Origin of the sequence: Streptomyces sp. RP5T (genome assembly GCF_003933965.1) — a bacterium.
GTDB lineage: Bacteria > Actinomycetota > Actinomycetes > Streptomycetales > Streptomycetaceae > Streptomyces.
On sequence record NZ_RSAJ01000004.1, the window covers coordinates 36,451 to 48,204 of the forward strand.

Sequence of the window (11,754 nt, forward strand, 5' to 3'; positions counted from 1 at the left end):
CCCTCAGTGTCCGGTCGTCGGGACGTACGTCGCCGACTTCACCGGCATCTTCACGACGACGGGGTCGGACTTGGCGAAGTGGAGTTCGACGGTGACCGTCTGACCCTGCTTCGGTGCGCGCTTCAGCTTGTCGAACATCAGATGGTTGGCGCCGCTTTTGAACACGAGTTGACCGTGGGCCGGGACGGGCAGGCGGGAGACCTGCTCCATCGCGCCGCCGGTGGTCTCGTGCAGGGTGACCTCGCCCTCGTCACTGGTGACCGAGGTCAGCTGGTCCGCGGCGGAGCCGGAGTTGGAGATGGTCAGGAACCCGGCGGCCATGTCGGCGGAGACGGGCTGCGGGATGTAGGCGCCGGAGACGGTGAGACCGCCCGGGGAGCCGCCGGAATCCGAACAGCCGGCCAGCAGCAGGGCCGTTCCCGTCAGGACGGCGAGCCCGGTGCGGGTCCGTTTCACGGGTTCTGCCCCTTGATGAGCTTGGGCAGGTCCTTGGTGTAGTCGTCCACGGTGGCGTCCTCGCCGTAGAGGACGTACCCCTTGTCGGTCTTCGGGGAGAACGCGACGACCTGGGTGCCGTGCACCGAGACGGTCTTGCCGGTCTTCTTGTCCTTGTGGGTCGGCTCGATGGAGATGCCCAAGGTGCGCGCGCTCGCCTGGATGGTGGCGAAGTCGCCGGTCAGGCCCACGAAGCTGGTGTCGATGCCCTTGAGCCACTTGCCGAGTTCGGGGGCGGTGTCGCGGGCCGGGTCGGTGGTGACGAACACGACGGTCAGCTTGTCCTGCTCGGACTTCGGGAGCTGCTTCTTCGCGACGGCGATGTTGTTCATCGTCAGCGGGCAGATGTCGGGGCAGTGGGTGTAGCCGAAGTAGACCAGCGTCGGCCTGTCCTTCGTCTCCTTGCGGAGGTCGTACTTCTGGCCCTTGGTGTCGGTGAGGACCATGTCCGGCTTCTCGAACGGCTGGTCGAGGACGGTGGCCGCCTTGTCCGATCCGGCCTCCTCCGAGACCACCGACACGGGCGAGCTGCCGCTGTCGTCACCGCTGCCGCAGGCGGAGAGGGTCAGGGTGGCGGCGGCGACCAGCGCGGCCGCGGCGAACATCTTCTTGCGCATATCAAAATGTCCCAGATGTAAGTTTTTCGGTGCGCGCCGGGGTCGTACGGACCCCGGCGCGCGTCCCGCGGGTACAGGGTCAGGCGTCGCTGCGCCGGCGGCCGGCGAGCACGCCGTAGGCCACGCCCAGGGCGCCGACGACGATGCCGACCACCCCGAGCACACGGGCGGTGGTGTCACTGCTGTCGCCGTCGGAGGCCTCGGTGGTCGCGGCGGCGTTCTCGGTCTTGTCGTCCGCGTCCTCTGCGGCCGTGGAGCCGTGGTGGCCGTCCTCGGAGGCCGCGGACAGGGCCAGCACGGGAGCCGGCGTCTCGGGCTCCTCCGCGCCGTCCTCCTGGACCTCGATCCAGCGCACGACCTCGTTGTTGGAGTACGTCTGGATCGCCTTGAAGACCAGTTCGTCGGCGTTCTCGGGCAGGGCACCGACGGAGACCGGGAACTTCTCGAAGTAGCCCGGCTGGATGCCGCCGTCCTTGCCGGTGGCGGTCCAGGTGACCTTGGAGACGGCCTCGGCGATCTTCTCGCCGTGCAGTTCGAGCGGCTTGGCGAGCTTGGACTTGGTGACCTCGATCTTCCAGCCCGGCATCGGCTCCGGCATGACCGAGGCCAGCGGGTGGTCGGCCGGGAAGTTGACCTCGAGCTTGGTGGTGGAGGCGTTGTCGCGCTCGTTGGGGACCTTGAAGTCCACGACCGCGTAGCCGCCCTTGGCCGCGGTGCCCTCGGCCTGCACGCTGACGTGCGCGAACGCGGGCGAGGAGAGGACGACGACCGCGGTGGCGGCGACGGCACCGGTGGCGGCGAGACGAGAAGCCTTCATGAAAGAGCACTCCGCTTCGAAAAGGGATTCCTGTGACGAGGGATGCGCGTGCGCACACGCGCGTGCCGCACGACGGCGGCCCCTCTCACATCCCGGGGAAGTCCAAGGGCTCGGGAGCGCAGGAACTCGGGAGGCGGAGCGGTGGTCGCGTCGTGTCAGGCGGCGAGGACGAGCCCGGCGGCGGCCGGCGGCCCGCGCCTGATCACGGTGTGCTGGAGTGCCCGGGTACGCGGTCGGGGCGGCGCGAGCGACGCCGCCACGGGGATGCGCGGTCCGGCCTCGGGCGCCCCCGGCAACCCCGCGCGCAGGGCACGCACCAGCGCGAGCGCCCCGCGCAGGGACCGTACGAGCGCCCCTTCCGCGAACGAGTGCGCCGAGGACGTGGAGAGTTCGGCGAGCCGTAGCAGCGCCAGGTCCCCGTGCCGCAGCAGCCACCCGGCGGCGACGGCCGCGAGGACGTGCCCGAGGATCATCGGCAGGGACGGCCAGATTGAGGCACCGGTCATGGCGTCCGCCGTGTGCTGCGGAGCCGCCCCCGCCGTGCCGGGGTAGAGCCGGGCGTCGGTGAGGATCTTCTGCGCCTGCGCCGGACTGATCGCCGCGGCGGTGGTCCCGCACAGCAGCCGCGCGGCCTGCCGGACCAGAGCGGTGTCGGACGCCGGCGGCATCGACGACATCGTCATCGTGGCCGTACCGTGCTGCCCGAGCCCGAACAGCACGTGCAGCACGGTCTGTCCGACCGCGAGCAGGGTCGCGATGCCCGCGAGTGAGCGGGCGCGTCCGGCGAGGGGTGCCACGACGAGAACGGTCCCGGCGAATCCCGCGCCCAGCGTCCACCACGGAACCGTGGCGCAGGAGGCGAGGGAGTGACCGGCCGCGGCCAGCACGACGCAGACCGCGGCGAACACCGCGGCCCGCAGAACCCGGAGATCCCCTCCGGAGCGCGTGTGGGGGGCAGTCATGGCGGGCTCATCATCGCACTGGGCTCATGAGCGCCACACGGCAGGTCCACAAGATGACGTACGGGGCGTACGCCCGGAAGGTCACTTCTGGGGCGAGCTGCCCCACATACACCGCGCGTTACGCCCGGCGCATCGCCCATATGGGCGGCATCACGTCAACAATGCGCTTACGCACGCGCGTAGGCGGCAATACGTAACGGTATGTCGAGCCGCGGCCAGGAGGCTGGAGCATGAGCATCTGGTGGTCTCTCCATCTGCGGCGCGAGGCTGCGAGCGTGCCGCTCGCCCGGCGCCTGCTGCTCGGCACCATGGAGACCGCGGGCGTCGACCCGGACGTCTCCTACGACCTCTCCCTGGCCCTGAGCGAGGCCTGCGCCAACGCGGTGGAGCACGGCGGGGAGCGGCAGGACTCCACGGCGGCCTACCGGGTCACCGCCTACCTCGACGGCGAGAAGTGCCGGATCGAGGTCACCGACTCCGGCCCCGGCTTCGCGTCCGTGCGGCCCCGCCCCGCCCCCGTCGAGGCGGAGAGCGGCCGCGGCCTCGGTCTCATCCAGGAACTCGCCGACCACGTCCAGATCGGCAACAAGCCGGGCCGCGGCGCCGTGGTGAGCTTCGACAAGATCCTGAAGTGGCGGGAGGGCGCACCGCTGATGGCGGTGTGATCCGATGTCATGACTCCTGGGGTTCCGGTCTGCATACTGACCGGTGCCGGTCGCACCGACCGGTACCGGTTGCCCGGTCACCGGAGTCAGGGGAACGCCGGGCCGTGGGGGGACTGCCGATGGCGTGGACGGTTTGCGCGAGGGACGGCCGGCGGCTGTCGGTCGAGGAGCGGGGGGACCCCAAGGGGCGTCCGGTGTTCCTGCTGCACGGCACCCCCGGGAGCCGGCTCGGCCCCGCCCCGCGGCCGTCGGTCCTCTACCGCATGGGGGTCCGGCTGATCACGTTCGACCGTCCCGGATACGGCGGGTCGGACCGCAGCGTGGGCCGTACGGTCAGCGCGGCCGCCGAGGACGTCCGTCTGATCGCCGACGCGCTCGGGATCGGGCGGTTCGGTGTGGTGGGCCGGTCCGGGGGCGCCCCGCACGCGCTGGCCTGCGCGGCACTGATCCCAGAGCGCACCGCGCGGACCGGGGCGCTGGTCGGACTCGCCCCTCCGGACGCCGCCGATCTCGACTGGTTCGACGGCATGACCGAGGCCAACGTCCACGCGTACGTCAACGCGGCCGCGGGCCGGCACCGGCTCACCGCCGCGCTGGGCCTGCGCTCGCTGACGATCCGCGCCGATCCCGCGGCCATCGTCGCCGAGATGCGCAGCGGGCTGCCGGAGTCCGACCGCCGGATCGTCGCGGACGCCGGTATCCAGGACATGCTGGAGCGCAACTTCGCGGAGGGACTGCGCCGTTCCGCCGACGGGTGGGTGGACGACGTCATGGCGTTCAGCACGGGCTGGGGCTTCGACCTCACGGACATCACCGCCCCCGTCGTGCTGTGGCACGGCGCGGAGGACATCTTCGCCCCGGTCGAACACACCCGCTGGCTCGGCCGCAACATCCCCGGCGCCCTGGTCGAGGTCGAACCCGACGCGGCACACTTCGGAGCCCTCCGCGTCATGACCCGCATCATCGGCTGGGCGTCCCGCGACGACGACTGACTCCACCGACCCCCCTCACACCTGCTGCGGCTCCAGATCCCGGTCGATGCGGCGCCACTCCGCCGTCGCCGTGCTCAGCGGGTGCATCTCGCCCAGGCGCTGGACGAGTTCCGTCTCCGCCTCCTGGTGGAGCTTGGTGGCCTCCTTGTCGTGGCCCAGGGCGCGCAGAGTGATCGCGAGGTTGGCCATGGCGGCGAGTGTGTCGGGGTGGGTGGGCCCCAGTCGCTTGCGCAGCCCGGTCACGGCGAGCCGCTCCCAGTGCTCGGCCTCCTCCAGGCGGCCGAGGTCGGCGAGGGCGTTGGCCAGGCTGGCCCCCGCGCTGAGGGTGGCCGGGTGCTCGTTGCCCAGGGCCCGCGCGAGCGCGGTGTGGGCCTGTTCCGCCAGTTCGGCGGCGGTGCCGGGCTCACCGAGGGCCCGGTGATAGGTCGCCAGGTTGTTGATGCAGAACATCGTGAACGGATGCCCCGGCCCGAAGGAGTTCCGGTACCCCTCGAGCACCTCGGTGACCTGCCGTACCGCCCGCTGCGCCCCCTGCTCCGGATCGGTCGCGAGGTAGTCGGCGGCGAGATTGAGCCCGCAGGCCAGTTCCTCGGGAATGGAACGGCCGTACCGGTCCCGGTAGCGCGTGTGGGTCTCCCACGTCTGCTCGCTCAGCTCCAGCGCCTCCGCGTGCCGCCCCGCCTTGCGCAGCGACACCGCGAGGCTCTTGTCGACCCGCAGCACCTCCGGCACATAAGGGTTCAGCACCTGCCCGAACAGCTCCCGGACCTGCCGCAGGATCTCCACCGACTCGTCGTACTCGCCGAGTTCCCGCAGGTCGCGGGCGTAGTGGCTGCGGGTGGTGAGGGTGTACGGGTGCAGCGGCCCGTCCATCGCGGTACGGCGACGCACGGTGTCCTCGTCGAGCCGCCGGGCGGCCTCGCTGTCCCCGGTGAGACGGTGGTCGATGGCGAGGTTGTTGGCGGAGCGCAGGGTCCGCGAGTGGTCCTCACCGAAGATCTCGCGGAACCCGTTGTAGTTCCGCTGGTCCAGCTCCAGCGCCTCCTTGAAACGGCCGAGCGCCCGCAGGTCGGCGGCCACGTTGCCGGAGGTGATGAGCAGGGAGGGGTGGCCGTCGTCGAGGAGCTGGCGCTGCCGGGCCAGGGTGTCCTCGTCCATCTCCCGGGCGGCCTGGTACTCGCCCTGCGAGCGCAGGATGTTGGCCAGCTCGAACCGCAAATTGAGGATCTGCTCGTCGTTGGAGTCCGCGAACTCGGTGCTCCAGAACTCGTTGAGCTGGGCGCCCAGGGTGCGGGCGAGATGGAGTTCGCCGCGCTTCCACAGGTAGCGCATGCGGTCCACCATCAGCTGCCGGGGCTCCTCCTCGGCGCACTCACGGATGTTGGAGGGGACCAGGTGCGGCCAGATCACCTCGAACTCGGGCCACTTGGCGGGGTCGTCCACCGCGTCCTCGGAAGGCCTTATGGCGGCGAGGATGCGGTGCACCTCGTGCACGGTGTCCTCGGCCACCCGCGGGTCCATGCTGTCGCGCACCGCGGCCTGCACCAGCCGGTGCACCTGGATGGAGTTGTCGGTGGCGTCGACCTTGGCCAGCGCGAACCGGTTCAGCGCCTGGGTGACCTTGCCGAGCATGTACCGGGCGCGCAGGTCCTTGTCGTACGGCAGCAGGGCCTTGATCATCGCGTCGCTGCCGACCAGGGCCATCGAGATCGGCTCCGCGGACAAGAAGCTGCACAGTTCGAGGAGCCGGGCCGCCGCCGGTGACTCGTGGCGCAGCCGGGCCACGGAGATGTTCCAGGTGGCGCCCACCGACGACGGGTACTCCACGGCGTTGACGGCGGCCTGGACCGACAGGACCTGGGTGCTCTGGTCGCGCAACTGCTCGATGTACTCGCCGACGGGGGTGGCCGTGGTGGCCAGCCAGGCCGCCGCGACCTCGATCGCCAGGGGCAGGTCGCCGACCGCCTCGGCCACCAGGGCCGCGTCCTCCTCGCGCAGTCCGGGTACCCGCGCGGTCAGGTGCTCGACGCTCTCCTCCCGGGTGAAGACCTCGACCTCCACGGTCCGCACCCGGGTCGAGGCCGGTTTGGTGCGGGTGGTGACCAGGAGGTGTCCGTAGACGTCGTCGGGGATCGGTCCGGTCTGGTCGCTGAAGCGGTTCAGCACCTCGTCCAGGTCCTCGACGTTGTCGAAGACCAGCAGCCAGCGCTTGTACGGGTGGCCGGCCCGCAGCGCCTGGAGCGCGGCCACGGCGGCCTCGGACACGTCGTCGCCGATGCCCGGGGCGAGCCGCCGTCCGAGGTCGGCGAGCTTGGGCGCGACCAGGTCGGCCTGTTCGGCGTCGACCCACCAGACGAGGTCGTAGTCGGGCTTGAAGCGGTTGGCGTACTCGCGGGCGAGCTGGGTCTTGCCCACGCCGCCGAGGCCGTGCAGCACCTGGGGCAACCCGCCGCCGGGAGCGCTGGTGACGAACTGCCGGCGCACCTGTTCCAGGATCGAGGAGCGGCCGGTGAAGAACGGGTAGCGGGGCTGGACGTTGGACACGCTGGTGCTGCTGTTGGGGAAGCGCGCCCCGTGCGGCCGGGCGGAGGTCTGCGGTGAGCTGGGCCGGCCCAGACCGGTCAGCAGGGCGGCTGTCGCCGTCTCCTCGTCCAGCCTGGCCAGATCGATGGTGCCGCCCCGGCTGGCGTACGGGATCTGCTGCACGTCCCCGACGCGCAGCGCGATCGGCTGGTGCTTCTGCGGGCCGCCGGAGTGCACGGTGGCCTCCCAGGCGGCCCGGGCGGTGCGGGAGCCGAGGAAGGTGGGGGAGACCACGGCGAGCGCCCGCTGCGAGCCGCCGGACACCGCTTCCGAGCCGAGCTCCAGGGTCGTCATCGACCGCAGGTCCTGGGAGGTCACCTCGAAGCGTGCCTCGCGCAGCACCGCCTCCAGCCAGTCCGCCCACATGCGGTCCTCGGAGACGTACTGGAGCAGCAGCTTCGACGGCGGCAGGGGGCGGCGTCGGGTGTAGGCCGCGACGTACTGGTTGCGCTTGATCTCGTTCAGGGGCGGCAGGGAGGTGACCCGGCCCCCGGTGACCACGGAGGTCAGCCGCTCGCACGCGGTCAGCATGGAGCTGGCGACCTTGGGCGGGTCACCGAACGGGGCGAGGATCTCCTCGTAGGCGTAGTAGGGCCGGTAGGGGATCTCCACCGAGCCCCAGTAGGCGGTGAGTTCGTCGGCGTCCATGTTGCTGGGCAGGCCGTCGAAGCGCTCGCGGGCGAGGGCCCGGCCGGCGTCGACCTTGTCCTTCTCGCCGTCGTCGATGCGCATGGCGACCGGCAGGATGCGGATGCCCTTGTCGCCGTACCGCTCCTCGATGTGCTGGGCGACGGCGGCGGCGCCCTCGATGCTCTGGTCGCTGAGGGTGTAGCAGACCACCAGGGTGCTGGGCATCTGCACGGTGCAGATGTCGGCGAGGTCGCTGTGTCCGGTGCGGCTGTCGATCAGGGTGAAGTCGTAGTAGCGCTCCATGTCCGCGCGCATCGCGTCGAAGAACTGTCCGCCGCCGTAGCTGTTGTAGAAGCTGTCCCAGTCCATGTTGCCGACGATCGGGTAGTCCCGGTGCCGCATGCCCGCCGACAGGAAGTCCAGGCTGCCGGGCTCGGGGAAGGTCCAGTCCAGCGAGAGGGCGTGCGGGCGGACCCGGGCGTAGCGGCGGTGCCAGTCCGGCTCGCGGTCGGGGAGGTCGCGCAGCGCCTCACGCCGGTAGTCGTCTATCAGGTTGATCAGGCCAGGGGTGGCCTGCATTAACGAGGGCTTCAGGAACGGGTGGAAGAACCGGTGCAGACCCGGCGCCTCGAGGTCCCAGTCGACGGCGAGCACGCGATACCCGTTGGCGGCCAGGATCCAGGCCACGTTGGCGAGCGCCATGGTCCGGCCGGTCCCGCCCTTGTACGAGTAGAAGGTGATCACTGAACCCTTGCGGTTCTCGGTCATGGAGCCCTCCCCTGTGTAGGCCTTGCACTTCCCTCGTGCCGTACGCGCCGGGTGCCGCGGGCGGGGCCCGGCGTCGCGCTCAGATCTGGGATCCCAGCCTGGGCAGCCGCGGGGGATCGATGGGTGGCCCCTTCGGCGGATAGGTCATCGCATGGGCCTCGTAGTAGTTGACCGCCTGTCGTACGGCCTTCTGGAGTTCGAGCTGGAAGGCCTCCAGGGTGCGTATGGCGCCGCCGGGCGAGCGGTGGCCCGAGCCGACCACCTGCCGTGCGGCCAGCACCCGGTCGGTGAGCTCCTGCAACTGCCGGTCCCGTTCCGGGGGCACGGTGTCGTCCCGGTGCTGGGGGATCATCACGCTGATCCAGGGACGCTGCCGCTCGGCGAGCTGGGCCATGAGCTCCGTCACGCGCGGGGAGTCCAGGGCCCATCGGTCGAGCAGCAGCAGGGCGGGGGTGGTGGGCCGGCTGACGGTGAGGATACGGTCCGACTCGTTCTCGAAGTCGCTGACGGTGACCCGGTAGTTCATGGCCCGGACGAGGTCGGCGGCGTGCTCCGCGAGGGAGCGGGTGGACACCGGATGGTAGGGGTTCCACTCGAGCGGGGTGTCCCCGTAGTAGTCGGCCGCCCGGCCCGGTGGCAGGTCGGACCGGGACCGGGCGATCACGGTGACGTCGAACTCGGGTGGGTGGGCACTGTCCCCGAAGGCGCTGGGCAGGGACTCGTACTGCCGGTAGATCTGCCCTTCCTCCAGGTCGATGGCCCGGCTGGCGCGCACGATCCGCTGGGCGAGCCGGTAGACGGCGCGTTCGTACTGGTCCTTGAGGTAGCTGAGCTTGGTCAGTCCGTAGAACCCCTCCGCCGCGTAGTCCTCCCCGAAGTCCGCGTGCTGGAACTGGAGGTCCTTGGCCACCTGCGGAAGCTGGGCGACCTCGACGGGAACCCATAACGCGGGGACGATGGCGCTCTCGCGGGACTCCCCGCGGAGGGTGCGGCGATAGATCTCCCGCTGCGAGAACGCCCACCACTCGCGGCCGCACTGTTCACTGATGAAGTACCGGGGCGAGTACAGCGGCACGAACACCTGGCAGCGGGCCAGGTTCTCCGACAACTCGTCCGTCCACCGGGTGCCCAGCGCGATTCCCTGGTCGAGGAATCCGGCCCGGGCACCCACCGGTAACGACGTCATCTCCAGGATGTGCGCGCACAGGCCGTCGTACAGCTTTTTCACCCACGCGTTGGGGCCGGCGATCTCGGAGTCGTTCCGCGGCGTGTGCGCGTAACTCAGAAAGAAATACGGCCGCCCATTCCTGGGGTCGTCTGGGTCCCCTCGCACGAATACCCCCCGATACGCCGTCCGACCGAGCTTCAGTGTAGGAACCACGGCCTCATCGGCGAAACGGTACGTCGAACACCACTGTGCGGAAAGGGATGTGAAACGACGTCAATCCAGCCCCGTGATACGGACCTTGTGGTCCCTTGCGGTGCGCTGGGCACTGAGCAGCGCGTCGGCGGCCACCGGTTCGCCCAGCCGGCTCGCGACGGTCTCCCCCATGGACGCGACGAAGCGCATACCCAGGTCGGTCAGGGCGCCGGAGCCGATCAGCGTGTCCACCGCCTCGGCGGTCTGCTGCCGCCACCGCGCGAACCGGACCTCGGCGTCCCGCGCCTCGGCGCCCGGCGCGGTCCGCCGGCGGGCACGCCAGTAGTCGACGACGGCGATGTGCGCGTACGTCCCTTGGAGCAGCCCTTCCAGCGGGCGCGGATCGGGGCGCCAGGGGGCGTAGAACAGCCGCTCGCAGGTGGGGTCGTAGAGGTCCGCGACATCGAGTACGGCACCCAGTTTGACGTGCTGGAACTCGTGGACCAGCAGACACGCCAGGGACTGAGGTGTGCCCGGCCGGGCGATGCCGACCGCGCCGAAGGCGTCCCGGGCCGCCGAGCTGATGTCCGCGCCCGTGGTGGACTCCCGCAGCGGGGTGACCACGCTCAGGCCCGCCGCGAGTCCGGGGGCGTAGGCGGGAAGTTCACGACGGATCCACTCCCACGCGGCGGCGAGGTCCCGGTGCCAGCTCCCGGCCGCCGCCGGGGACAGCCGATCCCGTACGGGGTAACCGTGGGCGTCCCGCCAGGGGTCGGTGTCCTCCAGGGCGACGGCCCAGCCCGGCAGTTCGAAGCGGTGCCGGGCCCACCAGGCGGTATCCGCGGCGGACTTGGGGCCCACGGTGTGCTCGCGCCCTTCGACCCGGACGTGGAAGCTCTCGTCGGAGACGCTGGTCACCCGGGCCTCCGTCGCCTCGCCCACGACCAGTGCGCCCAGGGTGGGCAGCCGCAGCACACCGAGGTGGGTCGGTACGGTCACGCCGCCCGCCTGCCCGGACCGCAGCAGCGCGGCCGCGGCGAGCTCTGCCACCCCGCGCATCGCGATCGGCCCGGCCTCCCCGTCACCGCGGAGCACGCGCTGGGCCCAGGGGCGCAGATAGGGGTGGGCGAGGACCGCGTCCACCGACTCGGGGGCCTCGGCGTCGAGGACCGCGAGGGTCTCCCAGGCGGCCGTCCCGGTCTCGTCGTGCGGGCTCTCGTGCCAGACGGCGCCGAGGAGTTCCCGGTTGACGGTGAGCTCGTGCCGGGCCAGCCGGTCCACCGCGTCGGCGCCGCCGAACCCTGCGGCGATCTCGGCCAGGTGCACGTCGTCCAGGGGGAGGTGGGACATCGGTGTCCTCCGGTCTTCCCGGTCGCGGATCCCGGTGATGAGCTGCTTCAGATCGGCGCAGTACACGGACGGGTTCATGAACCCTCCGGTGCCGCCCTCGGAGCGGTAGCGGTGCGCGTACAGCCCTCCCCCGCACGAGCGGACCACGGGACAGTCCCGGCAGGTCTCGCAGAGCCCGTCCAGCCCCTGCTGCCGGGCCGTGATGCCGGGGTGCGCGGCCATCTCGTCCAGGGAGTTGACGGAGACGTGCAGACCGGTGCCGGGCGCTCCGTCGTACGCGGTCTTCAGCGAGTCGGCCTGCTCCAGCGCGCCGTCGGTCTCGATGACCGCGAGTTCCACCGGTGCCAGTCCGAGGGACTCGGTGAGACTGCTCGCCCCGCGCAGGGTGCGCAGCACGGAGTCCAGGACCCGCACGCCCATGGGCCGGCCCGCGGCCGTCCAGCGGTCGTGGGCCCGCAGCAGCCAGTCGCCGTACGGAGTGACCGAGGCGCCGGCGTCGGGGCGGGGCGGGGGCT

The 11,754-nt window shown here is 71.2% G+C and carries 9 protein-coding genes; 2 read left to right on the forward strand and 7 right to left on the reverse strand.

The window, feature by feature from the left end; translation table 11 throughout:
* Positions 1–3 precede the first annotated feature (3 nt).
* The 4 genes from EHS43_RS00850 to EHS43_RS00865 all read right to left on the reverse strand — a co-directional run bounded on the left by EHS43_RS00850 (position 4) and on the right by EHS43_RS00865 (position 2,891).
* Positions 4–456, reverse strand: a complete 453-nt coding sequence (locus EHS43_RS00850) for a copper chaperone PCu(A)C (protein ID WP_125188465.1) — start codon at positions 454–456, stop codon at positions 4–6.
* Positions 453–1,112: an SCO family protein gene (locus tag EHS43_RS00855; protein WP_125188466.1), complete on the reverse strand. Its 660-nt coding sequence runs from the start codon at positions 1,110–1,112 to the stop codon at positions 453–455. Before EHS43_RS00855 ends, EHS43_RS00850 begins: the two co-directional genes overlap by 4 nt.
* A 79-nt stretch (positions 1,113–1,191) precedes the next feature.
* Positions 1,192–1,929: a YcnI family protein gene (locus EHS43_RS00860; protein WP_125188468.1), complete on the reverse strand. Its 738-nt coding sequence runs from the start codon at positions 1,927–1,929 to the stop codon at positions 1,192–1,194.
* Positions 1,930–2,084: 155 nt separating this feature from the next.
* Positions 2,085–2,891, reverse strand: a complete 807-nt coding sequence (locus EHS43_RS00865) for a hypothetical protein (RefSeq protein WP_125188470.1) — start codon at positions 2,889–2,891, stop codon at positions 2,085–2,087.
* 230 nt (positions 2,892–3,121) lie between these two features.
* On the opposite strand from EHS43_RS00865, the gene EHS43_RS00870 reads away from it, so the two are divergent.
* Complete coding sequence (locus EHS43_RS00870) at positions 3,122–3,556, forward strand: ATP-binding protein (RefSeq protein ID WP_125188472.1); 435 nt, start codon at positions 3,122–3,124, stop codon at positions 3,554–3,556.
* Between the two features lie 119 nt (positions 3,557–3,675).
* The gene (locus tag EHS43_RS00875) at positions 3,676–4,548 is read left to right on the forward strand and encodes an alpha/beta fold hydrolase (protein WP_125188474.1); all 873 of its coding nucleotides are present in this window, start codon (positions 3,676–3,678) and stop codon (positions 4,546–4,548) included.
* Between the two features lie 15 nt (positions 4,549–4,563).
* Here the strand turns inward: EHS43_RS00875 and fxsT are convergent, their stop codons facing one another.
* The 3 genes from fxsT to EHS43_RS00890 form a co-directional block, all read right to left on the reverse strand.
* Positions 4,564–8,529 carry an FxSxx-COOH system tetratricopeptide repeat protein gene (gene fxsT, locus EHS43_RS00880; protein WP_125188476.1) on the reverse strand — a complete coding sequence of 1,322 codons (3,966 nt, stop codon included), beginning with the start codon at positions 8,527–8,529 and terminating at the stop codon, positions 4,564–4,566.
* Between the two features lie 79 nt (positions 8,530–8,608).
* A complete protein-coding gene (locus EHS43_RS00885; protein ID WP_312023399.1) occupies positions 8,609–9,910 on the reverse strand; it encodes a TIR-like protein FxsC in 1,302 nt (433 codons plus the stop codon).
* Positions 9,911–9,970: 60 nt separating this feature from the next.
* Positions 9,971–11,754: HEXXH motif-containing putative peptide modification protein (locus tag EHS43_RS00890; protein WP_125188480.1), on the reverse strand; the 1,784-nt coding region annotated here is incomplete at its 5' end.